The organism is Streptantibioticus parmotrematis, from assembly GCF_019890615.1.
In the GTDB taxonomy this organism is placed as follows: Bacteria; Actinomycetota; Actinomycetes; order Streptomycetales; family Streptomycetaceae; genus Streptantibioticus_D; species Streptantibioticus_D parmotrematis.
The window spans coordinates 430,333-456,313 of record NZ_JAINVZ010000003.1 but is presented as its reverse complement, the minus strand read 5'-3'; the positions used below and the strand labels follow the sequence as shown (position 1 = coordinate 456,313).

Here is a 25,981-nt window from a genome sequence, read left to right as displayed (position 1 = left end):
GTGGCCGCGCCGGTGTGACGAACGCCACTGGCGTCACACGCTCGGCGGACGCCGCGACGGCCCGGCCGCACAGGGCCCGGGACCGCCGGAACCCCTGACGGCGACGCGGACTCGCGTACCCTGGCCGCTCACTCGCCGATCCCCACCGGGCCCGACGGGGCCGCCCGCTCGCCGCCCCCACGAATCGCCCGGAGCGAGCGAACACAGCGGAGGTGCACGGATGACCGGGACGACCACGGCCGGCGGTCGGACCACGACCGCCGCCGTCCCGGAGGACGACCGGCGGCCCGGCCCCACCCGGCGGCCCGGCACGGCCGGAGGGCCCCGCGACACGGCACGGCGGCGCGGACGGCACGCCAGACTCGGCCCGGCCGGTTCTCCCGCCAACCGCTGGACCGTCCTGGTCGTGCTCTGCGTGAGCCTGCTGTTCGTCGCCCTGGACGCGACCGTGCTGCACGTCGCGGTGCCCTCGCTCACCGAGAGCCTGCGACCGGGCGCCGTCGAACTGCTGTGGATCGTCGACGTCTACCCGCTGGCCGCCGCCGCCCTGCTGATCCTCTTCGGCACCCTCGGCGACCGGGTCGGCCGCCGCCGGGTGCTGCTGCTGGGGTACGCGCTGTTCGCCGCCGCCTCCGGGATCGCCGCGCTCGCCGGGAGCCCCGCGGTGCTGATAGGCGCCCGGGCGCTGCTGGGCGTCGGCGGCGCCATGATCATGCCCGCGACGCTGTCGATCGTCCGCCAGGTCTTCCCCGACCGGCGCGAGCGGGCCGTCGCCATCGGCGTGTGGTCCGCGGTGGCCGCGGTCGGCGCCGCGGTGGGGCCGGTGCTCGGCGGCTTCCTCGTCGAGCACTTCTGGTGGGGCTCGGTCTTCCTGATCAACATCCCGCTGATGGCGGTCATCTGGCCGTTCGCCCGGCGCCTGGTGCCGGAGTCCACCGGTGACCGGGACGGGCCGTGGGACGTGCTGGGCGCCCTCATGGCCGCGCTCGGCATCCTCGGCGCCGTCGTCGGCGTCAAGGAACTGGGCGCCGGGCTCTCGCCGCTCTCCCCGGTCGCGCTGGTCCCGCTGCTCGCCGGGACGGCCCTGCTGTGGCTCTTCGTCCGCCGCCAGCGCGGGCTGCGGCACCCGCTGGTGGACGTCACGATGTTCGCCAGGCCCGCGTTCGGCACCTCGGTCGGCTGCATCGTGCTGGCCATGCTGGCGCTCGTCGGGCTGGAACTGATCGCCGTGCAGTACCTCCAGCTGGTGCTGGACCTCCCGCCCGTCGACACCGGACTGCGGCTGCTCCCGCTGACCTTCGCCGCCATGGCCGCCGGGCTCACCGGCTCGCGCACCCTGCGCCGCTTCGGGCCGCGCGCGATGGTCTGCGGCGGCTTCCTGCTGACCGCGTCCGCCGTGCTCGCCCTGACCGCGACGGGCGAACAGGACCGGCCGTGGCTGCTGACCGGCGCGTTCGTGGCACTCGGATTCGGCCTGGAGACCACGTTGTTCGGCTCCTACGAGTCCATGCTCAGCGAGGCCCCGGCGGGCTGCTCGGGCGGTGCGGCGGCGATCGGCGAGACCTCGTACCAGCTGGGCGCCGGCATCGGCATCGCGCTGCTGGGCTCCGTGATGAACGCGGTCTACACCCCGGGCCTGCGGCACCTGCCCGGCGTGCCCGCCGCCGACAGCGCGAGCGCCGGACGCTCGCTGGGAGAGGCGTACGACCTGGCCGACCGGCTCGGCGGCCGCACCGGCCAGACCCTGCGCGCGGCGGCCCGGCACGCGTTCGTCCACGGGCTGCACGTCACCCTGGTCGTCAGCGCCGTGCTGCTGCTGGCCGGGGCGGTGGCCGCGCTGCGGCTGCCCAGGGCGTTCGACGGCGCGGCGTGCGAGGAGGACGAGGCGGCCCGGGGCGCGCGCGACGCGGAGGCCGTCGAGGTGCCCGCCCCGCGCGAGCCGCAGGCGGCCGGCCGGGCGGTGTGAGGGGCGCGGTCCGTGCGACCGGTGTGACGCGCGGGGGTCTGTCGGCAGACGGGAGCCGTGCGGGCCGTGTGACGCCCGCGACCCGTGTCCCGAAGGGCTTTACGCCGCCCGGCCAGGCCCGTAGCGTCGGCGACGACCTGCGATGATCGTCCGGCGGCAGGGCGCCGGGCGGCCGCGGGCCGTGACCGAAAGCGGAGGCCCGTCATGAGTGGCAGTGGACTGCCGTCCTTCGACCCGCGCGACCCGCTCGGCATCGACGACCTGCTGAGCGACGAGGACCTCGCGGTGCGCGACACCGTGCGCCGCTGGGCCGCCGACCGGGTGCTGCCGCACGTCGCCGACTGGTACGAACGCGGCGAGCTGCCCGGCATCCGCGAGCTCGCCCGTGAACTCGGCTCGATCGGGGCGCTCGGGATGTCGCTGACCGGCTACGGCTGCGCCGGTGCCTCCGCCGTGCAGTACGGGCTGGCCTGCCTGGAGCTGGAGGCCGCCGACTCCGGCATCCGCTCACTGGTGTCGGTGCAGGGCTCGCTGGCCATGTACGCGATCCACCGCTTCGGCTCCGAGGAGCAGAAGAACGCGTGGCTGCCGCGGATGGCCTCCGGCGAGGTCATCGGCTGCTTCGGCCTGACTGAGCCGGACCACGGCTCCGACCCCGCGGGCATGACCACCTACGCCAAGCGCGACGGCGGCGACTGGGTGATCAACGGCCGCAAGATGTGGATCACCAACGGCTCGGTGGCCGGGGTCGCCGTGGTCTGGGCCCGCACCGACGAGGGCATCAGGGGCTTCGTCGTCCCGGCCGACGCCCCCGGTTTCTCCGCCCCGGAGATCAAGCACAAGTGGAGCCTGCGCGCCTCGGTCACCAGCGAACTGGTCCTGGACGACGTACGGTTGCCGGCCGACGCCGTGCTGCCCGAGGGCACCGGCCTGCGCGGCCCCTTGAGCTGCCTGAGCCACGCGCGGTACGGGATCGTGTGGGGCGCGATGGGCGCCGCGCGCGCCAGCTTCGAGGCGGCGCTGGAGTACGCCACCACCCGCGAGCAGTTCGGCCGCCCGATCGGCGGCTTCCAGCTCACCCAGGCCAAGCTCGCCGACATGGCGGTGGAACTGCACAAGGGCATCCTGCTCGCCCACCACCTCGGCCGCCGTATGGACGCCGGGCGGCTGCGCCCGGAGCAGGTCAGCTTCGGCAAGCTCAACAACGTGCGCGAGGCCATCGAGATCTGCCGCACCGCGCGCACGATCCTCGGCGCCAACGGGATCTCGCTGGAGTACCCGGTGATGCGGCACGCCACCAACCTGGAGTCGGTGCTCACCTACGAGGGCACGGTCGAGATGCACCAGCTGGTGCTGGGCAAGGCGCTGACCGGCCTCGACGCCTTCCGCTGACCGACGCCTTCCGCCGGGCGGCGCTGATCGCCCGGCGGCGGGGCGCGCCCCGGTCAACTCTGGTTGAAGAAGCCGTCCGAGGCGCGGCCCGCGCTCTCCCCGCTGACCACGGTGTACTCGGCCGGGGTGAGCAGGAAGACCCGGTTGGCGACGCGCTCGATGTCGCCGCGCAGTCCGAAGGTCAGCCCGGCCGCGAAGTCCACGACGCGCTTGGCGTCGGACGACTCCATCGCGGTCAGGTTGACGATCACCGGGACGCCGTCGCGGAACAACTCGCCGATGCCACGCGCGTCCCGGAACCCGTCCGGGGTCACGGTGGCGATCCGGCGGCCGGTCTCCTGCGCCGCGTCGGCGGCCACCCGCACCCGCGGGTCGGTCACCCAGGCGTCACTGGGCACCGGTCCCTCGGCGTAGTCCGTGTACTCCTCGTCGTAGTACCGCTCGTCGCCGCTGTCGTCGACGAGTCCCAGCCAAGCGCTGGCCTTACGCACCGAACCCATGGACGCCTCCTCTCACGTGCGGTCTGTACCGTCCGCCCTCCTATGGTCGTCCATGATGCTGATGATGCGCCAAGCGGAAACCCTTGACATCACGGTTTCGTGACGGTTCTGGTGCACAGGCGCGGGTGGCGACACGTCAGGTGGCAGGCGGAATACGGAAGGTGACGGGCCATGGAAAAAAAATTCGGTCGGTGACGCACGGGAGAGTGAATGAGCGCCGCCGTCCGGCCCAGGGCCCGGACAGGTAATATGACCCGCCGGTCGTGGCCGAAACGCGCTGAGGGAGAGTTGTTCGGGATCGTCAGGCCGTGCCGTCATCGGCTCTCCGAAGGACTCGCGACCTCGTGGACGGCCGGCCCATCTGTGCGGCCTGTGCCTGGCGCCGCGCGACGACCACGCTCGGCCCGCCCGGGTCGCCACCCCCTACGACGGCCTGATCGTCCCGGTCCTGACGGAGGCTCAGTCGGCGACGTCGGGCACCTGGCGCAGGACCGCGGCGTTCGGCCCGCCGCGCGGGATGCGCGCCGCGCCGGTGCGCCGCCCCTGCGGCCGCGCGCCCGAGGGGGCGCCCTTGTACGACGCCCCCGGTGGTCTGAATACTCCTGCGGCAGTGACCCTCCGCATCGCCGAGGAGGCCCAGAGTGATCCCACGCCATCCCCCGCGCACCGGACCCCGCGACCACCCCGCCCCGGCCGGCCGCCGCGTCGCCGCCGCCGCGACCGCCGCGCTGCTGGCCACCGGGGCGGTCGTGGGGGTCCCGGCCGCGGGCGCCGCGCGGTACGCCGCCGCCGGGCTCGGCGCGGTCGCCGCCGCGGTACGGGCGCTGGGCATACCCGGCACCGCCTGGAGCGGCGACCCCGCGACCGGACAGCTCGTGGTGACCGCCGACGCCCGGGTCCGCCCCGACCAGCTCGCGAGGCTGCGCGCCGGGACCGCCCGGTTCGGCGGCGCGGTCCGCATCGAGCGTGCCGCCGGAGTGCTCGCCCCCGTGCCCACCGGCGGCGGCGCGGTCTACGGCGCCGGGTACCGCTGCTCGTTCGGGTTCGGCGTACGGCGTGGCGGCGCCCGGTACTTCCTGACCGCCGGGCACTGCGGCCGCGCCGCGCGCACCTGGTACGCGGACGCCGAACGCACCGTCAGGATCGGCACGACGGCTGCCTGGGCCTACCCCGGGCACGACTACGCGCTGGTGCGCGCCGAAGGGCCCGCCCGGCAGGCCCCGCGCACCACGGTCGACGGCCGCGTCGTCGTCCGCGCGGGCGAGCCCCGCGTCGGCGAACGCGTCGCGCGTGCCGGCAGCAGCAGCGGGGTGCGCTGGGGCACCGTCACCGCGCTGGACGTCAGCGTGGACTACGGCGACGGCGACGTGGTGACCGGGCTGATCCAGACCGACGTGTGCGCCGAGCCGGGTGACAGCGGCGGGCCGCTCGTCGCGGGCGACACCGCGCTGGGCCTGACCTCCGGCGGCAACGGCGACTGCGCGACCGGCGGCACGACGTACTACCAGCCGGTCACCGCCGCCCTCGCGCGCTACGGCGTGAGCCTGGACTGAGCGTCCGCCTGCCGGTCCACGCTCGCGGACCGGCTCTGTCCGCGAGAGATGGCAGCATGGGCCCATGCTGGAGACCTCCGCCCGACTGCTGCGCCTGCTCTCGCTGCTCCAGGCTCGCCGCGAGTGGTCCGGCGCGCAGCTCGCCGAACGCCTGGAGGTGACCACCCGCACGGTCCGGCGCGACGTGGACCGGCTGCGCGGCCTCGGCTACCCGGTGCACGCCACCTCCGGCACCGCGGGCGGCTACCGGCTGGGCGCCGGCGCGGAGCTGCCCCCGCTGCTGCTGGACGACGAGGAGGCGGTGGCCGTCGCCCTGTGCCTGCGCACCGGGGCGAGCGGCGGGGTGGCCGGGATGGCGGAGACCGCGACCCGGGCGCTGGCCAAGCTGGAGCAGGTGCTGCCCTCCCGGCTGCGGCACCGGGTGCAGGCCACCGAGGCGATCGCGGTCTCGCAGCAGGAGGGCGCCCCCACCGTGGCACAGGCCGTGCTCACCGCGATCGGCGCCGCCTGCCGGGACCACGAGCGCCTGCGGTTCGGCTACACCGGCCACGACGGGCGGGTCGGCAGGCGGGAGGTGGAGCCGTACCGCCTGGTGCACCTCGCCCGCCGCTGGTACCTGCTGGCCTGGGACACCGAACGCGACGACTGGCGCACCTTCCGGGTCGACCGGATGGCCCCCAGGGTCCCGACGGGCCTGCGATTCACCCCGCGCGAGCCGCCGCGGGACGCCGCCGCGTACGTGGCACGCGGGGTGACCTCGGGCGTCTACCGGCACCAGGCGGTGGTGACCCTGTACGCGCCCGCCGAGCGGATCGCGGAGTACACCACGCAGGGGACCGCCACCGTCGAGGCGGTCGACGACACCCGCTGCGTGCTGCGCACCGGCTTCGCCTCGTTGGACGCGCTCGCCGTCTACATCGCGCTCTTCGGCGTCGAGTTCGAGATCCACGAGCCGCCGGAGCTGGCGCCGCGGCTGCGCGAGGTCGCCGAGCGGCTGCTGCGCGCCGCCCCCGACGGACGGGACGCGTCGGCCACCTGACGGCGACGGTACCGGGGCGTACGGTGAAAACAGGACATCCCGTGGGCGGGTCCGCCGCCCGCGGTGCCCACGTGCGCTATCGGCCCGGCAGGGGGCAGTGATGATCGTTGACGTGGTGGCGGCGGTGCTGTCATTCGGCGCCGTGTACCTCCTGGCGGGCGCCCGGGTGGTCAAACAGTACGAACGCGGACTGGTCTTCCGGCTCGGCCGGTTGCGGTCCGAGGTGCGCCCGCCCGGGTTCAAGCTGGTCGTCCCCGGGGTCGACCGGCTGGTCAAGGTCAACATGCAGATCGTGACCCTGCCCATCCCGTCCCAGGAGGGCATCACCCGCGACAACGTCACCGTCCGGGTGGACGCGGTGGTCTACTTCAAGGTCATCCACCCCGTGGACGCCGTCATCAACGTCGAGGACTACCGCTTCGCGGTGCTCCAGGTCGCGCAGACCTCGCTGCGGTCCATCATCGGCAAGAGCGACCTGGACGACCTGCTGTCCAACCGCGAGAAGCTCAACGAGGGCCTGGCGCTGATGATCGACAGCCCGGCGCTGGGCTGGGGCGTGCAGATCGACCGGGTCGAGATCAAGGACGTGTCGCTGCCGGAGAGCATGAAGCGCTCGATGGCCCGCCAGGCGGAGGCGGCCCGGGACCGCCGCGCCCGGGTGATCAACGCCGACGCCGAGCTCCAGGCCTCCCGCAAGCTCGCCGAGGCCGCCGCCGCGATGGCCCACGAGCCGGCCGCCCTCCAGCTGCGGCTGCTCCAGACGGTGACCGCGGTCGCGGCCGAGAAGAACTCCACGCTGGTGCTGCCGTTCCCGGTGGAACTGCTGCGCTTCCTGGAGCGGGCGGCACAGAACCAGCCGCTCCAGCAGCAGGAACCGCCCGCCCCGGCCCGTGGCCCGGCTCCTGCGGATGCCGTCGCTCCCGCCGCCGAGGACACGGACCCGGCCTTGAACGCGGACCCGGCCCAGGGCGCGGATCCGGCCCTCGGTACCGACCTCGGCCCCGGCCCCTTCCTCGATCCCGCGCTCGGCGATCCCGCCCTGCGCGAGTCGACCGACCCGGCCGCCGCCGCGCTCGGACCGGCCCCGGGAGAGGGCGACGAGGACGGCGCCGGTCCTGGCGAGGGGCTCGGTGCCTTCGAGGACGTTCCCGAACTGCGCGACCCCGTGGACCCGGTCAACCCCGTCAACCCCGTCGAGCCCCAGGAGCCGCCGGGGACCGGGCCGTCCGCCCCGCCGGTGCCGCCGCCCGACCCGCTGCCGCCGGTCGACCCGGCGGACCGCACCGATCCGGTCACCGGGCGGCCTCCCGAGGCTTGAGCCCGGCCCGTCTTCACCCGGTCTCCATCACAGGTTTTTCACAGGTTGCGTCTTGCGCCGCCTCGCGCCGGATTGGGAAACTCAGCCACGCCGATCGGCATGACACCGCACAGGTCCGTAACCCCTCGAACCATCGCGGATCCCCCCACCCGCCGAGGGCCGTACGCGCGAGCGCTCGCGCGTACGGCCCTCGGCGCGTTGGGACCCGCGCACCGTCACTCCCTGCCTCGTGGGCGCGACCACAAGCCTTACGGAAGGCTGACGTCCGCCCGAGGAGGATGTCGAGGTGGGGGAGAGGGTGGTCGAATCGGGACATGGTGGAGGACGGCGAGGGCGCGCCCGTCGGGCGGCGGGTGGTGCTCGGCATGCTCGGGCTGGGCGCGGCCGGGGTCGCCGCCGGCGGTTACCTGCAGAACGGCCTCGACAACCTGCTGGCCTCGATCGCCTCCAAGGACCCCACCGGGCTGAGCGGTCTGCTGCCCGGTGGCGGCGGATTCCGCTTCTACTCGGTCTCCGACTCCATCCCGCACCGCTCCGACGCGGCCTACCGCCTCACCGTCGACGGCCTGGTCGAGCACCCGGCCACGTACAGCCTGGCGCAGCTGCGGGCGATGCGTCCCACCCGGCTGGTGCGGGACGTGCAGTGCGTGACCGGCTGGCGCGTTCCGCACTACGCGTTCACCGGCGTGCGGCTGTCGGACCTGCTGGACGCGGCCGGGGTGAAGCCGGGCGCCAAGGCGCTGCGCTTCACCTGCTTCGACGGGGTCTACAGCGAGAGCCTCACGCTGGACCAGGCCAGGCGCCCCGACATGCTGGTCGCCTACGGGATGGACGACAAGCCGGTGACCGCCGCGCACGGCGGGCCGGTGCGGCTGTACGCGGCGCCGATGTACTTCTACAAGTCGGCCAAGTGGCTGTCCGGGATCACCGTGACCGATCAGGTGATCCCCGGTTACTGGGAGCACTACGGCTACGACGTCGACGCCTGGGTCGGCCGGTCGAACGGACGCGACGATGCCCCCACCTCGTGACCCGCGGCGGACGCCCGAAGAGCGTTCCGCAGCAGGCGAGTTGCGCCGCTTCACGCCCGCCGAGCGGTGGATCCACCGGGTCACCGCCGCGCTGATGGGCACCGCGATCGTCACCGCGGCCTTCCTCTACCTGCCCGCGCTGGCCGAACTGGTCGGCAGGCGCAGGCTGTTGGTGACCGTGCACGAGTGGTCGGGGGTGCTCCTGCCGCTGCCGCTGCTGGCCGGTCTCGTCTCCCGCGCCTACCGCGCCGACCTGGGACGGCTCAACCGCTTCGGCGTGCACGACCGGCGCTGGATCGGCCGGGTGCTGCGCCGGGTGCCGGGGCCGCGTCCGGCGGGCAAGTTCAACGCCGGGCAGAAGCTGTACGCGGCGTTCGTGGCGGGCGCGGTGCTGGTGATGCTGGGCACCGGGATCGTCATGTGGTTCCCGTCGCTGACCCCGCTGGTGTGGCGCACCGGGTCGACCTTCGTGCACGACTGGCTGGCGCTGGTCATCGGCGTGCTGGTGGCGGGCCACGTCTGGATGGCGGTCCGCGACCCGGAGGCCCGCCGCGGCCTGCGCACCGGCTGGGTCTCCCGCGCCTGGGCCCGCAGGGAGCATCCGTTGTGGGAACGCGAGCACCGCGCCCCGGACACGCGGCAGGCCCCGGGCGACGACCCCCGCTGAGGGGAACCGCCGCCCGGGGCCTGCCGTGGGCCGGTGCGTCCGGGCGTCCGTGAGGAGCGTCAGGAAGCGCTGGTGGTGAACTCGCCGGAGCCGCTGGACGACAGCCAGTCGGTCCAGGAGACGTTGAAGTCCGCGTAGCCGTTGTCACCGGCGGCGTCGCCGCGCGGGGAGCCGGTGATGGTGATCGGGACGCCCTGCTGCACGTAGTTGTAGAACCACTCGGCGTCCGAGTACGACAGGTGCACGCAGCCGTGCGAGCCGTAGCTGTGACCCGGGGACGGGTCGCCCGTCGAGTAGTGGACGTAGGTGCCCGAGGTGGTCAGCTGCACGTCCCACGGCAGGGTCAGGTCGTAGAAGTTCGGGTTGCTCTTGTCGCAGGTGATGCCCACGCTGCACGAGGTCATCCGGACCTCACGGGCCTTGTCCATCACGGCCATGGTGCCGTCCCACGAGGGGAACTGCGGGCTGCCCGCGTCGATCGGCATGGTCCGCACGGTCTTGCCGGCGTTGGTGACCGTCATGCTGTGGCCCGGGACGGAGACCTTGGCCTCGATGTCCTGGCCGATGGTGAAGCTGTGCTTGTAGTCGTGCGTGCCGTAACGGCCGTTGCCGTCCGGCACGTTGGTCAGCGCGGCGTCCAGGCTGACCTTGGTGCCCGGGGTCCAGTACTGCTTAGGCCGGAAGTCGACCCGGGTGCTGCTGAACCAGTGCCACGCGCCGGTGACCGGCGTCGAGGTGGTGATCTTCAGGTGCTTCTCGACGTTCGCCCGGGCCGAGGTGGCGACCGGCGTGCTGAAGTCCACGGATATGGGCATCGCCACACCCACCGTGGTCCCGTCCTCGGGTTCGATCGTGTCCAGCAGCATCGGCGGCCCCGCCGGACGCGTCGGCGACGGCTTGGCGCTGGGGCTGTGGCTCACGCCACTGCTCGCAGCCGCCTGCGCGTTCTTCCCGTCCGTTCCGGTCGCCGAGGCATTGCCGCCACACGCGCTGGCGGTTGCCAGCACGGCACCCGCCATCAGTGCGACCCCGATGCTGCGCTTGATCCGCCCCACTCTTGCTCCACTCACGTCACTTCGTCAGGTACATCCGCCATACCTAGAGACATGGACTCTACGCAAGTGGTTGCAGGGGTCTTGTAAAGCGAAGGCCAAGATTAGGACTCGGCGGGATCACCATACGGAGACGTCTGTGTGCCGCCTGTACAGAGCCGGAACGCTCCGTCCCGTGTCGGTCGCGGGCAGTACGAAACCGGCCGGGTCGAACAGATATTCGAAATCTGGTCTATGGTGGAAACGCGAGGTCCGAGGGCCGGGCCGCGGGAGACCGCAGGAGGGGGCGCGATGGGGAGCGGGAGGTGCGCGGCATGCAGGGCTTTACCCACCTGCACACCGTCTCCGGTTTCTCCGCGCGCTACGGAGCCTCCCTCCCGGAACACCTCGCGGAGCGCGCCGCCGAGCGCGGGATGGACGCCCTCGCGCTGACCGACCGGGCCACCGTGGCCGGCGCCGTCCGGTTCGCCACGGCCTGCCGGAGGGCGGGGGTGCGGCCGCTGTTCGGCGCCGTGCTCGCGGTCCCCGGCATCCCCGGCGCCCCTGGCGGCCCCGGCGACGAGCGGCGGCGCGGCCCGGCCCCGGCGCGCGGCGGGGTCTTCGTGGACGAGCCGGCGCCGCGCGCCCTCTTCCTCGCCCGCGACGGCGCGGTCGGCTGGGCGGCGCTGTGCCGCCTGATCACGGCGGCGCACCGGGAGCGGGACCGGACCCGGCTGGAATGGCCGGATCTGATCGGTGAAGGGTTGACGGTCCTGCTGGGACCGGACTCCGGGATCGGCGTGGAGCTGGCGGCCGGCCGCCCCGACCGCGCCGCCCGGCTGCTCGCCCCCTGGCGCGAGCGGTACGGCGACGCCCTGCGCCTGGAGGTGGTCAGCCACGGCAGGCCGGGCACCGGTCCCGGTTCGCTGCGGCTGGCGGCCCGCACCCTCGGCTTCGCCGCGCGGCAGGGGGTGCGCCCGGTGCTGACCAACGCCGTGCGGTACGCCGACCCCGGTCAGGGCGAGGTCGCCGACGTGCTGGACGCGGCCCGGCTGCTGGTGCCCGTCGACATCCTCAAGCCGCAGGCGCTGGACAGCGGTGAGGCGTGGCTGAAGGGCGCGGACGCGATGGCCAGGACCGCGGAACTGGTCGCCGAGGCCGCCGGGTTCCGCCGCACCGCCGCGTACAGCCTGCTGCGGATGACCGAGGAGACCGCCGCCGAGTGCGCCGTGGACCCGGGGGACGACCTGGGGATGGGCGGCAGGCACTTCCCCGAGCCGGAACTGGTCGGCGTGGGCGGGCGGACCGCGGACCGGGTGCTGCGCTCGCGCTGTGCGGCGGCCATGGTGACCCGCCGCCACGACCGGGACCGGGAACGCTGGGACCGGCTCGACGACGAACTGCGGGTGATCGCCCGGCTGGGACTCGCCGGGTACTTCCTCACCGTCGCCGCGGTCGTCGACGACGCCCGGGCGCTGGGCGTCCGGGTCGCCGCCCGCGGCTCCGGCGCGTCCTCCTTCGTCAACCACCTGCTGGGCATCGCCACCGCGGACCCGGTCGAGCACGGGCTCCTGATGGAACGTTTCCTCTCGGTGCGCCGCGTCGCGCTGCCCGACATCGACATCGACGTGGAGTCCGCCCGCCGCCTGGAGGTCTACCGCGCGATCCTCGGCCGCTTCGGCGAGCGCCGGGTGGCCGCCGTCGCCATGCCGGAGACCTACCGGGTCCGGCACGCGGTGCGCGACGTGGGCGCCGCCCTCGGCATGGACCCGCTGGAGACCGACCGGCTGGCGAAGGCGTTCCCGCACATCAGGGCCCGCGACGCCCGCGCCGCCCTGGCCGAGCTGCCGGAGCTGCGGGCGATCGACGCGCAGGGCTACGCGGACCGCTACGGCACCCGGATGTGGGACCTGGTCGAGGCGCTGGACGGGCTGCCGCGCGGGGTCGCCATGCACCCGTGCGGGGTGCTGCTGTCCGACGCGGCCCTGCCGGCGCGCACCCCGGTCGTGCCGACCCCGGGGGAGGGGTTCCCGATGTCGCAGTTCGACAAGGACGACGTGGAGGCGCTCGGGCTGCTCAAGCTCGACGTGCTGGGGGTGCGGATGCAGTCCGCGATGGCGCACGCCGTCGCCGAGGTGGAACGCGCCACCGGCGAGCGGGTCGACCTGGACGACCGGGCCCGGGTGCGGCCGGACGACCCGGCCACGTACGAACTGGTCCGCTCCACCGAGACGCTGGGCTGCTTCCAGATCGAGTCGCCCGGTCAGCGCGACCTGGTCGGCAGGCTCCAGCCCCGGACCTTCCACGACCTCGTGGTCGACATATCGCTTTTCCGGCCGGGCCCGGTCGCCGCCGACATGGTCCGGCCGTTCGTCGAGGCCCGGCACGGCCGCCGCGCGCCCGAGTACCCGGACCCGGCGCTGGAGGACGTGCTCGGCGAGACGCACGGCGTGGTGGTCTTCCACGAGCAGGTCATCCGGATCATCGACGTGATGACCGGGTGCGGTCTCGACGAGGCCGACGAGATGCGCCGCGCGCTGTCCGACCCCGAGGCGCGCGGCCGGGTGCACGCCTGGTTCGCCGGACGCGCCCGCGCCCGCGGCCACTCCACCGAGGCGGTCCGGCGCACCTGGACGATCCTGGCGGCCTTCGGCGCGTACGGCTTCTGCAAGGCGCACGCCGTCGCGTTCGCGGTCCCCACCTACCAGTCCGCCTGGCTCAAGGCGCACCGCCCGGCCGCCTTCTACGCGGGACTGCTCACCCACGATCCCGGCATGTACCCCAAGCGGCTGCTGCTCGCGGACGCCCGGCGGCGCGGGGTCCCGGTGCTGCCGCTGGACGTCAACCGGTCCGCGGCCGACTATCGGATCGAACTGGTGTCCGGTCGGTGGGGGGTGCGGCTCGCGCTGTCCGACGTGCGCGGCATCGGCGAGGAGGAGACCGCGCGCCTGGTCGCGGGACAGCCCTACGCCTCGCTGCCCGATCTGTGGCGACGGGGCCGCCCCAGCCGCCCGGTGGCCGAACGGCTGGTCCAGGTCGGCGCGGCGGACGCCTTCGCGGCGCCCGGCGCCACCCGGCGCGACCTGCTGCTCCAGGTCGCCGAACTGCACCGGCAGGGCAGGGCGGCCCCGGCTCCGGACCAACTGCCGCTCCCGGTGGGCGACTTCGGGCAGCCCACCGCGGCGGCCGGGCTGCCCGACATGGACGACGGTGAACGGCTCGGCGCCGAACTCGGCGTCCTGGGCATCGACGCCTCCCGGCACCTGATGGACGACCAGCGGGCGTTCCTCGCCGAACTCGGAGCGCTGCCCGCCAAGGCGCTGCGGGACGCGAAGCACGGCCGGACGGTGCTGGTCGCCGGGGCGAAGGTGGCCACCCAGACGCCGCCGATCCGCTCCGGCCGCCGGGTCATCTTCCTCACCCTGGACGACGGCACGGGCCTCGCCGACTGCGCGTTCTTCGACGACAGCCACGAGGCGTGCGCGCACACCGTCTTCCACTCCTGGCTGCTGCTGGTGCGCGGAGTGGTGCAGCGGCGCGGCGCGCGGGGCCTGAGCGTGGTGGGCGCGGCCGCCTGGGACCTCGCGGAACTCGCCGAACTGCGCCGCGAGGGCGGGCTGGACGCGGTCGCGGCCCGGCTGGCGGCACCGCCCGAGCGGGAGCCGTCCGGCCGGAGCCCGGACGACCCCACCGGAGGGCGCCGCATCCACCTGCCCACCGGTTACGAACTCCACCCCTGGGCCGACCTCAGACCGGCGGGCGAACCGGCTTCCGCGGGGCGGAAGTTGTGGCACTCCAGCCCGGGGAGCGCGGGATGACACGAGCCGCTGCCGCTGCTTCCGACGCGGTCCCCGCCTCCGGTGCCGTCCCTGCTCCCGAAGCGGTCCCCGCCTCCGGTGCCGCCGCCGCCCGCGTGCTCCACCTGCGCTTCCATCCGCCCGTCGGCGCGCCCGCGCTCGGGGAGGACGTCTACGCGGGCCTGCTCGCGCTGCTCGGAGAGGTCACCCCGGTCGTCCAGGCGCTGCCGCCGGACGCCGCGCTCGCCGACGTCCGCGGCAGCCTGCGCTACTTCGGGCGCACCGCAGCCGAGTTGGCCGCCCTGATCAGGGTGCGGGCGCTGGCCCGGCACGGCACCGACTGCACGGTGGGCGTCGCGGCCAACCCGCTGCTCGCCCGCATGGCGGGGCGCGGCGGTCCGCCCGGCGCGGTCCGCGTGCTGCCCGAAGAACCGGAGGCGGTCGCGGCGTTCCTGGCCGGGCAGCCCGCCGAAGCGCTCGACGGGGTCGGGTCCGCCACGGCGGAACTGCTGGCGCGCTACGGGCTCGACACCGTGGGCCGGATCGCCGACGCGCCGCTCGGCACCCTGCAACGGCTGCTGGGGGCGGCGGCCGGGCGCAGGCTGCGCGAGCGGGCCCGCGGCGTCGACCCGGCGCCGGTCACGCCGAACGCGCCGGCCCGGTCGGTCGGCGCCGAGCGGCGGTTCGACCGCGACGAGCTGGATCCGGCACGGCAGCGGCGGGCGTTGCTGTCGCTCACCGACGAGTTGGGGGCCCGGCTGCGCGGGGACCGGCTGGCGGCGCGGTCGCTGACGCTGGTGGTGCGGTACGCCGACCGTTCCACGACCACCAGGACCCGCGCCCTGCCGGAGGCGACCGCGCACACCGCCGCGCTCACCGACGCCGCGTACCGCATGCACGCCGCGCTGGGTCTGCAACGCGCCCGGGTCCGCGCGGTCTCGTTGCGCGCCGAAGGGCTGATCGGCGCCGAACTCGCCGCCCACCAGCTCGCGTTGGACCCGGCGGACGAGCGGGCGCGGCGCCTGGAGGAGGTCACCGACCGGGCCAGGGCCCTCTTCGGGCCGACCGCGGCCGGACCGGCGGGGCTGCTCGGGGTGGCCTGAGGCGCGGCGGTGGCCGGGCTGCAGCCGGGCTGTATGTCCGCTGGATGACGAAGACTTTACCGACGCGTAACTAGGCAGCCGACGCTACCCGCCCGTAACTTTCCAGCAAGTAGCAATCTTGTGATCCGGATCACAGGCCGCTTTCTGTTCGCATGCCCTGACCTGCGAGGAGATCACATGAAGCTGCCCACACCCGCGCGCAGACACCGCCGCCGCGCGGCGGCGTTCCTGCCCGCGTTCGCACTCGCCCTCGCCGCACTGGTCGCCACCCCCACCCCGGCCAGTGCCGCCACGACCAGCGGCTGGAACGACTACGGCTGCAAACCGTCCTCGGCGCACCCGCGTCCCGTGGTGCTCGTTCCCGGCACCCTCGGCAACGAGACCGACAACTTCCTTGTGCTGGCGCCGTATCTGGTGGACCGCGGCTACTGCGTCTTCTCCTTCGACTACGGGCAACTGCCCGGCGAGACGCTCTTCGACGGCCTCGGGCCCATCGCCGACTCCGCGCAGCAACTCTCCGACGAGGTCGACAAGGTGCTCGCGGCCACCGGCGCGAGCAAGGTGGACATCGTCGGGCACTCGCAGGGCGGCATGATGCCCCGCTACTACCTGAAGTTCCTCGGCGGCGCCGCCAGGACCAACGCCCTCATCGGCCTCGCCCCCGACAACCACGGCACCACCCTGGACGGACTGACCGCGCTGCTGCCCTACTTCCCCGGCGCGGCCTCCTACCTCCAGTCCGGCGCCCCCGGACTCACCGACCAGGTCGCCGGATCGCCCTTCATCACCCAGCTCAACGCGGGCGGCGACACCGTGCCCGGCGTCCACTACACCGTCATCGCCACGCAGTACGACGAGGTGGTCACGCCCTACACCTCCGAGTACCTGTCCGGTCCCGACGTGCACAACGTGCTGCTCCAGGACCTGTGCCCGGTGGACCTGTCCGAGCACGTCGCCATCGGACTGACCGACCGCGTCGCCTACCACGAGGTCGCCAACGCCCTCGACCCCGCGCACGCCACGCAGACCACCTGCGCCTCGGCGCTCTGAGGGCCCGAACCCGCCGCGTCCCGCCGCCACCCGGCCCGGTGGCGGCGGGACTTCGGCGTGAACGCCGCGACGGACGAGGAGCGGCCGGAGGCGGTCAGCGGCGGCCCTAGGTGATCGTGACAGGGTGATCGCATGACCGCACTCGATCTGCTGCAGACCGTGGTGGACCCCGGAACCTGGCACCGCTGGGACGAGCCGGTGACGACCCTGCCGCACGACCCCGGCTACCGCGCCGACGTCGAACGCGCCCGCGCCCGCACCGGACTCGACGAGTCCATGGTCACCGGCGAGGGCCGGATCAGGGGTCGGCGGGTCGCCCTGATCGCCTGCGAGTTCGCGTTCCTCGCCGGGTCGATCGGGGTGGACGCGGGGGAGCGGCTGGTCCGCGCGGTCGAACGCGCCACCCGTGAACGCCTCCCGCTGCTCGCCTCGCCCGCCTCCGGCGGAACCCGCATGCAGGAGGGGACGATCGCGTTCCTCCAGATGGTCAAGGTCGCCGCCGCCGTCACCGACCACAAGGCGGCGGGCCTGCCCTACCTGGTCTACCTGCGCCACCCCACCACCGGCGGGGTCCTCGCCTCCTGGGGTTCGCTCGGCCACCTCACCGCGGCCGAACCGGGCGCCCTCATCGGCTTCCTCGGCCCCCGCGTCCACCAGGCGCTGTACGGCGAGGAGTTCCCGCAGGGGGTCCAGCTCGCGGAGAACCTGCTGGCTAACGGCCTGGTCGACGCGGTCCTGCCACCCGACGCCCTCGCCCCGGCGGCGGCCCGCGCGCTCGCGGTGCTGTGCGGGGAGGACGGAGAGCGGCTCGACGGGACAAGTGCGGGTGCCGGGGCGGGAGGTGACGGGGACGGCGGCGTCGACGGGGGTGACGGGGTGGCCGCGGAGGCGCGGCGGGCGGACGGCGCCGAGGGGGGTGCCGGGGCGGACGCGGAGGCGGATCGGGCGGGCGGCGCGGTCGACACCGCCGAGTCGCTGCGGCGGTCCCGGCGGCCCGAACGACCGGGTCTGCGCGCCCTGTTGCGCACCGCGGGGCGGGACGTCACCCCGCTCAGCGGGACCGGCGCGGGAGAGCGTGACCCCGGACTGCTGCTGGCGCTGGCGCGGTTCGGCGGCGCGCCCTGCGTCGTCCTCGGCCACGACCGGCTGGACGGCGGCGGCGATGACGGCAATGACGGCGACGGCAGCGACGGCGGCGACGGCGGACCCGGCGCCTCCCGGCCGCCCGCGCTGGGCCCGGCGGGACTGCGCGAGGCCCGCCGGGGCATGCGGATCGCCGCCGAACTCGGCCTGCCGCTGCTGACCGTCATCGACACGGCCGGGGCCGCGCTCTCCCGCGAGGCGGAGGAGGGCGGCCTCGCCGGGGAGATCGCCCGCTGCCTCGCCGACCTGGTCACGCTGCCCGCACCCACGCTCTGCCTGCTGCTCGGGCAGGGCGCGGGCGGCGGCGCGCTCGCCCTGCTCCCCGCCGACCGGGTGCTCGCCGCCCGGCACGCCTGGCTCTCGCCGCTGCCACCGGAAGGCGCCTCGGCGATCCTGTACCGGACGACCGAGCGGGCGTACGAGGTCGCCGAGCGCCAAGGGGTGCGCTCCGCCGACCTGTTGGCCCACCGCGTGGTGGACCGGATCGTGGAGGAGACCCCGGACGCCGCCGACGACCCCGCGCCCTTCCTCACCCTGCTCGGCGAGACCCTCGGCGCCGAACTGACCGCGCTGCGGGCCCGCGACCGCGACGAGCGCCTGACCGCCCGCCGCGCCCGCTACCGCACACTCGGCCTGGGCTGAACGACCCCCGCCACAGCCGCCGTGAGCGGTCGCGGGGCGATTGTCAGTGGTGGGTGCGAGGATCGGATCATGACTGCGGACAGTGGTGACCCGCCCACCGCGGACGCCTCCTTCTGGGACGCGGCGGCGGACGCCTTCGACGACGAGCCGGATCACGGACTGCGCGATCCGGCGGTCCGGGACGCCTGGGCGCGGCGGCTGCGGCGCTGGCTGCCCGAGGCGCCCTGCGCCGTGCTCGACCTGGGCTGCGGCACCGGCAGCCTCGCCCTGCTCGCCGCGCGGGACGGACACCGGGTCGTCGCGGTCGACCGCTCGGCGCCCATGGCCGCCCGGGCCGCCGCCAAGCTGGCCGGCACCGGCGCCCGGGTCCTGCTCGGCGACGCCGCCCGGCCGCCGCTGGCCGAGGGCGCGTTCGACGTGGTGCTGGTGCGCCACGTGCTGTGGGCGCTGCCCGATCCGGCGGCGGCGCTGCGCCGCTGGGCCCGGCTGCTGCGCCGGGGCGGGCGGCTGGTGCTGGTCGAGGGGCGCTGGGGCGAGAGCGATCCGGTGGGCCTCGCCACCGACGACCTCGCCGCACTGACCGCCCCGCTCGGCGGCCGTACGCACATCGAACAGCTCGGCCACGACAGCGCGTTGTGGGGCCGCCCGGTCCACGACGAGCGGTACGTCGCCGTCGTCCACCCGTCGGCACCGGCGCCGCCCCGCCGCCACACCGAGATCGTGGACGTCCACCTCATCCTGCGGCGCGGCGACGAGGTGCTGCTCGCCCGCAGATCCGGCACCGGGTACGCGGACGGACTGCTCAACGCGCCCAGTGGACACGTCGAGGACGGCGAGGACGTCCGGGAGGCGATGATCCGCGAGGCGTACGAGGAGGTGGGCGTCGTCATCGACCCGGCGGCGATCCGGGTCGCCCTGGTCATGCAGCACAAGGCGCCGGACGGCGCGCCGCGCACCGGCTGGTTCTTCGAGGCGCGCGACTGGCGGGGCGAGCCGGTCAACCGCGAACCGGACAAGTGCTCCGGCGTCGGCTGGCACCGGCTCGACGCCCTGCCGGACGACATGGTGGCGTACTGCAGGGCGGGCCTCGACGCGTACCGCGCCGGTGACCGCTTCGTCCTGCACTGGCACCGCCCGGGCGACTCGATCGCCCACGACCCCGAAGGTCCCGGCCGGGCGGTCGCCCTGCCGCACAATGATCACGGCATACCGTCCGCCGAGCCACCGTCCGCCGAGCCAGCGGGAGACCGCACGTGAGCCTGCGCATCACCGTCGACACGGAGTCGTCCGTCGCGCCCTTCGAGCAACTGCGGCGCCAGGTCGCCGAGGGCGCCCGGGCGGGCGAGCTGCCGGTGGGCCACCGGATGCCGACGGTACGCGGCCTCGCCGCCGAACTCGGCCTCGCCGCCAACACCGTGGCCAAGGCGTACCGCGCGCTGGAGGCGGACGGCGTGATCGAGACCCGCGGCAGACACGGCACGTTCGTCGCCGCCGCGGGCGACGCCGCCCACCGCCACGCGGCGCAGGCCGCCGAGGCCTACGCCACGCAGGCCCACCGCCTCGGCCTGAGCCGCGCGGACGCGCTCACCGCCATCGAGGAGGCGTTGCGCGCGCGGTACGAACGGGAGAGCACGGGCTGACGCCGGCTCCGGGGTGGGTGAGCGCGAGTCGGCGCGCGCTCAGGGCAGGGGGCGCGGGCTGACGCCCGTCCTGAGCCGGGCGGGCACGCGTCGACGCCCGTTCCGAGCGGGCGGGCCGGGCTGATCGCGCGCCCGCGCCGGGCGCCCGGCGCACCCCCGGCCCTTCCTGGGAGTACCCCGAAAGCGCCGGTTCCGGGCGTCGTCCGCCCCTAGAGTGCGGAGCGTGATCGCGCGTCATGAGGGCCCGCGCACCGGTCGGCCCGGGCCGGACCGTCGCCGGGTCCTGGTGGCGTCCGCCGTGTTCGTCGCCTGCCTGCTGTGCCTCGGCACGCTGCTCGCCGTCTTCGGGCTCCCCGGCGGGCACGGTGACGTCGAGGTCACCCACGGCACCCCGGCCCCCGGCGTCTTCGGCACCCCCGGTACCCCGGGCCCGCCCAGCGCGGACCTCGGGTTCGGGTTCACCCACACCCAGTTCAGCGCCGACGACGGCACCACCGCGGCCGACCGCACCGCCGCCCGTGCCCTCGCCGCCCAGCCGCTTCCGCAGGACCAGGCGATCATGGGCTGGGGCGCCGACAACCCCGAACCGGCGCCCGGGGCCTACGACTTCACCAACCTCGACAGCCGCATCGCCCTGATCCGCGCGACCGGCGGGGTGCCCGTGCTCACGCTGTGCTGCGCCCCGGACTGGATGAAGGGCGGCAGACCCGGCACCACCGACTGGTCGAAGCTGGAGCAGGCCCCCGACCCCGCGCACTACGCGGACTTCGCCGCGCTCGCCGCCAAGGTCGCCCGCCGCTACCCGGACGTCACGCACTTCCTGGTGTGGAACGAGTTCAAGGGGTTCTGGGACGAGGGCGCCGACCGCTGGGACTACCAGGACTACACCCGGCTCTACAACCTGGTCTACGAGGCGATCAAGAAGGTCGCCCCGCATGATCTGGTGGGCGGTCCCTATCTGGACATGGACAGCGTCGCACCCGGCCAGAGGACCGACGCCTCCTCCGTACGCGGAGCCTGGGGCAGCCTCGACCAGCGGGTGGTGGACGCGCTCGACTACTGGCTCGCGCACAAGGAGGGCGCCGACTTCCTGGTCGTCGACGGCGCCAGCACCACGCACGACGGCGCCCTCGACCCCGATCCGTTCACCGCGACGGAGAAGTTCGCCGCGGTCGGCGACTGGCTGCGGCGGGTCGGCGGCGGGCTGCCGGTGTGGTGGGCCGAGTGGTACGTCAAGCCGGACGACGCCTCCTGGCCCGCCGACCGGCTGCTGGCCGCACAGGCCGCCGCGATGATGGAACTCGTCGAGGGCGGGGCGGCGGCCGCCTTCTACTGGAACCCCGAGACCCGCGACGGCGACTGCCCCGGCTGCCTGTGGAACGCCACCGCGGGCGACCCGGACGGCGGCGCCGCGCAGCCCATGCTCACCCTGCTGCGCCGCTTCGCCGCCGCCTTCCCGCCCGGCGCCCCCGCGCGCCCGGTCACCGTGGACACCCCGGGCGTCCGGGCGCTCGCCGGCCGCACCGCGACCGTCGCCGTCAACACCACCGGCCACCAACTGACCGCGCGCGTCGGCGGCACGACGGTCACTCTGGCCGCGTACGGCGTCAACTGGCTCCCGTCCGGCGCCTGATCACCCACCCCACGGCGGCCGGGGCGCTCAGCTCAGCGTCACGAACCGGTCCGCCAGCGCCGCCAGGAACACCGCGAGCAGCACCAGCGACACCCGGAACGACACCGACATCGCCCGCATCCGCCGCCGCGCGGGCACCAGCACCCGGGCCACCTCGCGCGCCGCCAGCACCAGCGCCAGCAGCACGCCCGCCACCGCGCCGACCACCGTCCACGGCGTCCAGGTCACCACGGGACCGATCCCGCCGATCGCGGGCTGCGGCACCGCGCCCGCCGGTGGCGTCGCCATCGCGAAGACGGCCGCGTCCCTGTTCGACATCACCTCGCGCACCTGGGGATCGGCGGCGAGCGCGCCCACCACCTCACGTTGCCAGTCGGCCGGATAGCCCGCGTTCTGCACGAGGTACTGCGCCGTGCCGGTCGTGATCATCAGGTACGACTGCGGGCCCGAGGCGCGCAGGTCCTGCACCAGCCCGGTCACCCGCGCCGGGTCCACCGGGGCGAGCACCCCGCGGTAGACCACCTTGTCCATGTCCCTGGCGCTCCACGGCAGGTTGGGCGTCACGTCGTCGACCGTGTCCTCCGTCGGCCACAGCACCCGCGCGGTCGGCGCGTCGTGGCCGTAGACCCAGTCCATCGCCGCGACCTCGCCGGAGCGCACCCGCTCGAAGCCCTCGTTGCCCCAACGCGCCAGCAGGAAGCCGAAGATCAGCACCTGCCCCGCCACCAGCGCGGCCAGCGTGCCCAGCCACGGCCTGCCGGACGCCGCGGGCACCCGGGGGAAGAACGCGAACGCGGCCAGCACCGCCGCGCCGGGCGAGGCGAACAGGAAGACCCGCAGCGCCATCTCGCCGCCGTACGACTGCATCCCGAAGCCGAGGAACGGCACCAGCGACAGGATCAGGAGCGACCGGTCGCCGATGCCCACCCGCCGCCTGCGCAGCCAGCCGAACCCGCCCAGCGCCAGCGTCCCGGCGGCCAGCAGCACCCGCGCGTACAGCACGACGTGGTGCAGGTCGTCGCCGCCCTTGATGCGGCCGGAGACGCTGGAGGTGACGTTGCCACCCAGCGAACCCAGGCCGCCGAACAGCTCGTTGAAGTGCCCGGACCAGTACGCCTCGCCGAGGAAGCCCACCCAGCCGGTCACCAGCACCCCGCACAGCAGCGGCAGTCCGCGCAGCGCGCAACGCTTCCAGATCACCAGCGAGGCCACCACGCCCAGCATCACGAACGGCGTGAGCTGATGGCTGACCACCGACGCGACGAACACCGCCAGCAGCACGCCCAGCAGCACCCCGCGCTCCTCGCGCCCGATCGCGGGCACCGGCTCCTCGCCGGGCAGCCGCCTGCCGCCCGGGTCGCCGGACGGCGAGCGGAACCACACCAGCAGCACGGCCACGAAGACCAGGTAGAAGAAGACGTTGAGGGACTGCGGCGAGAAGTAGTCCTGCCCGACCCAGCCGCACAGCACGAACAGCCACGCCGCGCACCACTTCGCCCGCCAGCTCGCCCGCACCGCCCGCAGCAGCAGCATCAGCGGCGCCAGGTAGAGGAGTTCGACCGCCAGCGGCCACCAGCGCAGCACCTGCGTCAGGTCGGTGATCCCGCACGCCTTCGTCACCAGCGCGACGCCCGCGAAGAACCCCGGCCACGACCAGCGGGCGTCCAGGTACGGCCGGGTCTGCCCGGTGCGGTCGATGTACTCGACGAAGCCCGCGTGCTGCCAGGCGGTCGCGAACCTCGGCTGCGCCTCCAGCAGCGCGGGCACCGCGTGCAGCGAGACCACGGTGGCCAGCAGCGCCGCCAGCAGCAGCCACCGGCGCGGTGTACGCAGGCCCAGACCCCAGCAGAACGCGACCACCAGCAGCGCCGCGCCCGCGAGCGTCGCGTGCGGCAGGACGGAGATCAGGCCCAGGCCGTTCATCCGGTCCAGCGAGGCGTCGTCCATCCCGCGCAGCGGCAGCCAGTACAGCGCGAGCGCCGCCAGCAGCACCGCCCAGCCGCCCGCCTCCGGCAGCCACGCCCGCAGCGGCACCCGGGGCTTGGGCTCCTTCGGTGGCTTCGGCTCCCTTGTTCCGTTCGGGGTCGCGGGCGCGGCGGCCCGCTCCGCGCCCGCCTCGGCCGGTACGTAGGGGCGCCGTTCCTGGTGTTCGAAGTCGAGCCGCACGCCCAGCGCCAGCGTGTCCTGGTCGATCCCGGAGCGCGCCCGACCGGTGCCCAGTACCAGCGTGTCGTCGGTCCTCACCTCGGGCGCCGCCAACTCGCCCTCTTCAGCAGCCTGTTCGCGTTCCTTCGCGGCGGGCGACGCCCGGAGTATCCGCACAAGCCCCACGCACGCGATCGCCGCGATCACGCACTGGCTGCACAACTCGGCCACGCCCGCGCCGACGATCCCCAGCGGCCGCAGCAGCGCCAGCGTCGAGCCCAGCACCAGCACGCACAACGCGCCCTGCAACAGCGCCACCAGCGACGTCCTGCTCTGCGCGCGCAGCACCCCGAAGTACGCCTCGAACAGCACCCGGGTCAGCGTCGCGGTCACCATGAACCGCAGCAGCGGCGCGCCCTGCGACGCGTAGCCGGGCCCGAACACCCGCAGCACGTACGGCGCGAAGACCGCGAGGAACATGCAGATCGGGATCATGATGCGGGCCATCCGGCGCAGCGCCGCCCGCAGGTTGTCCGCGATCCGCGACGGGTCGTGGGCGCCCTCCACGGTGAGCGAGGCGCCCATGTTGATGGCCAGCAGGTCGACCGTGCTGCCGATGGTCGAGGTGATGTAGAAGTACGCGTTCTGCCGGGAACTGATCTGCGAGGCCACGATCACCGGCACCAGGTAGACCACGGCCAGCGAGAAGAGCGACCCGGTGTAGTCCCCGGCGAGGAACCGGCCGATCTCCCGTCGGGTCGGCGGCTGCGCCCGTCCCTCGGTCGCCGCCACGTGACGCGGCACCAGCCGCCGGAAGACCAGCCAGCCCAGCGGCAGCACCGACAGCGCGACGGCCGCCACCCACGAGACGAACACACCGGTCACCGGGACCGTCGTGGCCAGCACCACCAGCAGCACCAGCTTGCCGGTGGAGAACACCGTGTTGCCCACCGGCACCCACACCGCGCTGCGCAGTCCGGTGAGCACCCCGTCCTGGAGCGTCATCACCGACCAGGCGACCACCGAGCCGACGAACGCCAGCCCCGGCAGCGGCCCGTGCAGGAAGTGGTACGAGGGCCCCCACAGCCGCAGCGTGAGCAGGAAGACCATGGCGGCCAGCGCCACCACGGCCGAACTGGCCAGGTAGGTCGTCGCCACCATCCGCCCGGTGCGCCGCCCGGAGACCGGGATGAACCGGGCCAGCGCACCGGTCAGCGTCACCGCCGTGATCCCGGCCAGGAACTTCATCGCCGCGATCGCCGCCGAGCCCTGGCCGACCGCCTCCGGCGAGTAGTAGCGGGCCGCGACCAGCCAGTAGCCGAGCCCCAGCACCGCCGAGACACCGGTGTTGAGCATCAGCGCGTACGCGTTGCGCAGCAGCGGGTCCCGCCCGCCGCCGCGGCCACCGCCCCGCGCACCGTGCCGGCCGCCCGCGCCGCTCGCGGCGTCCGCGCGCCGCCCCGGGAGCCTCAACCGGGGCCGCCGCCCGGCCGGTTCGCCCGGGACCGCCGCCGGCGACGGCTGCGAGGTGGTGGTGGTCGTTTCAGACACGAGCTCGTGACACCTTCCGCAGGGCTCGGCGGGATCCGCGCACCATCGCGTAACCCCTGGTCAGCAGCCGGTCCTTGGCGAAGTTCCGGCCGATCGCCCGGCCGTCGAGCAACCGTTCGAACTCCTCGGTGTCCGTGCCCCGGCGCACGGTCACCCGTCGCAGCGCGTACGGGCCCTGCCCGCGCCGGGCCAGGTCGTTGCCGACCGCGAGCGAGATCGCGTACGCGCCCCGTACCGTACGCCGTACCCGGCGGCTGGAGTAGCCGTACGGATACGCGAACGACACCGGGGGAGTGCCGAGTTCCTCCGCGAGGATCTCCTTGCAGCGCAGCACCTCGAACCAGAGCGCCTCGTCGCCGAGCTGGTCGAGCTGCGGATGGCTGTGGCTGTGGCCGCCGATCTCCACGCCCGCGGCGGCCAGTTCGCGCACCTGGTCCCAGCCGAGCGTGCGGTCCGGCGCCGACCCCGCCAGGTCCGGCAGGGCCCGGCCGCGCAGCCAGCCGGTCGTCACGAAGAGGGTCGCCGCGAAGCCGTGCGCCCTCAGCACCGGCAGGGCGTGCCGGTGCACGCCCTCGTAGCCGTCGTCGAAGGTGATCAGCACCGGCCGGGCGGGCAGCGGACGGCCCAGCCGCCACCGCTGCGCCAGCTCCCGCGTGCTGAGCGGGGTCCGGCCGCGTGCCGCCAGCACGTCCATCTGCTCGGCGAACGCGCCCGGGGTCACCGACAGACCCAGCGCGGCCCGTGCCGGGTCGTCGGAGACCGCGTGGTACATCAGGATCG

The 25,981-nt window shown here is 74.6% G+C and carries 18 protein-coding genes; 14 read left to right on the top strand and 4 right to left on the bottom strand.

The features are described 5' to 3' along the window. Positions 1–220 precede the first annotated feature (220 nt). Both K7472_RS07160 and K7472_RS07155 read left to right on the top strand, forming a co-directional pair. Entirely contained in the window at positions 221–1,966 is a 1,746-nt protein-coding gene (locus K7472_RS07160; protein WP_222975160.1) for an MFS transporter, read from the top strand. Between the two features lie 204 nt (positions 1,967–2,170). Next, positions 2,171–3,358: an acyl-CoA dehydrogenase family protein gene (locus K7472_RS07155; protein WP_222975158.1), complete on the top strand. Its 1,188-nt coding sequence runs from the start codon at positions 2,171–2,173 to the stop codon at positions 3,356–3,358. A gap of 53 nt (positions 3,359–3,411) precedes the next feature. Here the strand turns inward: K7472_RS07155 and K7472_RS07150 are convergent, their stop codons facing one another. Then, complete coding sequence (locus K7472_RS07150; protein ID WP_222975156.1) at positions 3,412–3,858, bottom strand: cell division protein SepF; 447 nt, start codon at positions 3,856–3,858, stop codon at positions 3,412–3,414. 641 nt (positions 3,859–4,499) lie between these two features. Between K7472_RS07150 and K7472_RS07145 the strand changes: the two genes are divergently transcribed. The 5 genes from K7472_RS07145 (at position 4,500) to K7472_RS07125 (ending at position 9,466) form a co-directional block, all read left to right on the top strand. Continuing rightward, positions 4,500–5,411 carry a S1 family peptidase gene (locus tag K7472_RS07145; protein ID WP_308013796.1) on the top strand — a complete coding sequence of 304 codons (912 nt, stop codon included), beginning with the start codon at positions 4,500–4,502 and terminating at the stop codon, positions 5,409–5,411. Positions 5,412–5,475: 64 nt separating this feature from the next. After that, positions 5,476–6,450: a helix-turn-helix transcriptional regulator gene (locus K7472_RS07140; RefSeq protein WP_222975154.1), complete on the top strand. Its 975-nt coding sequence runs from the start codon at positions 5,476–5,478 to the stop codon at positions 6,448–6,450. 100 nt (positions 6,451–6,550) lie between these two features. After that, positions 6,551–7,768, top strand: coding sequence for an SPFH domain-containing protein (locus K7472_RS07135; protein WP_222975152.1), 1,218 nt, complete (start codon positions 6,551–6,553; stop codon positions 7,766–7,768). 314 nt (positions 7,769–8,082) lie between these two features. Then, positions 8,083–8,799, top strand: a complete 717-nt coding sequence (locus K7472_RS07130; RefSeq protein ID WP_252395162.1) for a molybdopterin-dependent oxidoreductase — start codon at positions 8,083–8,085, stop codon at positions 8,797–8,799. Then, positions 8,783–9,466, top strand: a complete 684-nt coding sequence (locus tag K7472_RS07125; RefSeq protein WP_222975147.1) for a cytochrome b/b6 domain-containing protein — start codon at positions 8,783–8,785, stop codon at positions 9,464–9,466. Before K7472_RS07130 ends, K7472_RS07125 begins: the two co-directional genes overlap by 17 nt. A gap of 59 nt (positions 9,467–9,525) precedes the next feature. Here K7472_RS07125 and K7472_RS07120 read toward each other — a convergent pair whose 3' ends face one another. Next, the gene (locus K7472_RS07120) at positions 9,526–10,521 is read right to left on the bottom strand and encodes a L,D-transpeptidase (protein WP_222975281.1); all 996 of its coding nucleotides are present in this window, start codon (positions 10,519–10,521) and stop codon (positions 9,526–9,528) included. Between the two features lie 311 nt (positions 10,522–10,832). Here K7472_RS07120 and K7472_RS07115 point away from each other — a divergent pair, with 311 nt between their 5' ends. The 7 genes from K7472_RS07115 to K7472_RS07085 all read left to right on the top strand — a co-directional run bounded on the left by K7472_RS07115 (position 10,833) and on the right by K7472_RS07085 (position 21,505). Beyond that, entirely contained in the window at positions 10,833–14,315 is a 3,483-nt protein-coding gene (locus K7472_RS07115; protein WP_222975145.1) for a DNA polymerase III subunit alpha, read from the top strand. Then, on the top strand, positions 14,312–15,397 hold the full coding sequence (locus K7472_RS07110; RefSeq protein ID WP_222975143.1) for a DNA polymerase Y family protein: 1,086 nt from the start codon (positions 14,312–14,314) through the stop codon (positions 15,395–15,397). The genes K7472_RS07115 and K7472_RS07110 overlap by 4 nt, the downstream gene beginning before the upstream one ends. A gap of 177 nt (positions 15,398–15,574) precedes the next feature. Beyond that, positions 15,575–16,447: an esterase/lipase family protein gene (locus K7472_RS07105; protein ID WP_222975141.1), complete on the top strand. Its 873-nt coding sequence runs from the start codon at positions 15,575–15,577 to the stop codon at positions 16,445–16,447. A gap of 132 nt (positions 16,448–16,579) precedes the next feature. Beyond that, positions 16,580–18,232: a carboxyl transferase domain-containing protein gene (locus tag K7472_RS07100; RefSeq protein WP_222975139.1), complete on the top strand. Its 1,653-nt coding sequence runs from the start codon at positions 16,580–16,582 to the stop codon at positions 18,230–18,232. A 69-nt stretch (positions 18,233–18,301) separates the two neighbouring features. Continuing rightward, the gene (locus K7472_RS07095; RefSeq protein ID WP_222975137.1) at positions 18,302–19,489 is read left to right on the top strand and encodes a methyltransferase domain-containing protein; all 1,188 of its coding nucleotides are present in this window, start codon (positions 18,302–18,304) and stop codon (positions 19,487–19,489) included. Then, entirely contained in the window at positions 19,486–19,872 is a 387-nt protein-coding gene (locus tag K7472_RS07090) for a GntR family transcriptional regulator (RefSeq protein ID WP_222975135.1), read from the top strand. Before K7472_RS07095 ends, K7472_RS07090 begins: the two co-directional genes overlap by 4 nt. A gap of 226 nt (positions 19,873–20,098) precedes the next feature. Continuing rightward, positions 20,099–21,505, top strand: coding sequence for a glycoside hydrolase family protein (locus K7472_RS07085; RefSeq protein ID WP_222975279.1), 1,407 nt, complete (start codon positions 20,099–20,101; stop codon positions 21,503–21,505). A gap of 27 nt (positions 21,506–21,532) precedes the next feature. On the opposite strand, the gene K7472_RS07080 is transcribed toward K7472_RS07085, so the two are convergent. Both K7472_RS07080 and K7472_RS07075 read right to left on the bottom strand, forming a co-directional pair. Beyond that, positions 21,533–25,201 carry a lipopolysaccharide biosynthesis protein gene (locus K7472_RS07080; protein ID WP_222975133.1) on the bottom strand — a complete coding sequence of 1,223 codons (3,669 nt, stop codon included), beginning with the start codon at positions 25,199–25,201 and terminating at the stop codon, positions 21,533–21,535. Next, positions 25,194–25,973 carry a polysaccharide deacetylase family protein gene (locus K7472_RS07075; protein ID WP_222975277.1) on the bottom strand — a complete coding sequence of 260 codons (780 nt, stop codon included), beginning with the start codon at positions 25,971–25,973 and terminating at the stop codon, positions 25,194–25,196. Before K7472_RS07075 ends, K7472_RS07080 begins: the two co-directional genes overlap by 8 nt. Positions 25,974–25,981 lie beyond the last annotated feature (8 nt).

Coding starts and splice junctions, on each gene's coding strand:
- K7472_RS07140 (WP_222975154.1), top strand. CDS start 5,476: ATGCTGGAGACCTCCGCCCGACTGCTGCGCCTGCTCTCGCTGCTCCAG.
- K7472_RS07110 (WP_222975143.1), top strand. CDS start 14,312: ATGACACGAGCCGCTGCCGCTGCTTCCGACGCGGTCCCCGCCTCCGGT.
- K7472_RS07100 (WP_222975139.1), top strand. CDS start 16,580: ATGACCGCACTCGATCTGCTGCAGACCGTGGTGGACCCCGGAACCTGG.
- K7472_RS07075 (WP_222975277.1), bottom strand. CDS start 25,973: ATGTACCACGCGGTCTCCGACGACCCGGCACGGGCCGCGCTGGGTCTG.
- K7472_RS07160 (WP_222975160.1), top strand. CDS start 221: ATGACCGGGACGACCACGGCCGGCGGTCGGACCACGACCGCCGCCGTC.
- K7472_RS07095 (WP_222975137.1), top strand. CDS start 18,302: ATGACTGCGGACAGTGGTGACCCGCCCACCGCGGACGCCTCCTTCTGG.
- K7472_RS07115 (WP_222975145.1), top strand. CDS start 10,833: ATGCAGGGCTTTACCCACCTGCACACCGTCTCCGGTTTCTCCGCGCGC.
- K7472_RS07125 (WP_222975147.1), top strand. CDS start 8,783: ATGCCCCCACCTCGTGACCCGCGGCGGACGCCCGAAGAGCGTTCCGCA.
- K7472_RS07105 (WP_222975141.1), top strand. CDS start 15,575: ATGAAGCTGCCCACACCCGCGCGCAGACACCGCCGCCGCGCGGCGGCG.
- K7472_RS07150 (WP_222975156.1), bottom strand. CDS start 3,858: ATGGGTTCGGTGCGTAAGGCCAGCGCTTGGCTGGGACTCGTCGACGAC.
- K7472_RS07130 (WP_252395162.1), top strand. CDS start 8,083: ATGGTGGAGGACGGCGAGGGCGCGCCCGTCGGGCGGCGGGTGGTGCTC.
- K7472_RS07155 (WP_222975158.1), top strand. CDS start 2,171: ATGAGTGGCAGTGGACTGCCGTCCTTCGACCCGCGCGACCCGCTCGGC.
- K7472_RS07135 (WP_222975152.1), top strand. CDS start 6,551: ATGATCGTTGACGTGGTGGCGGCGGTGCTGTCATTCGGCGCCGTGTAC.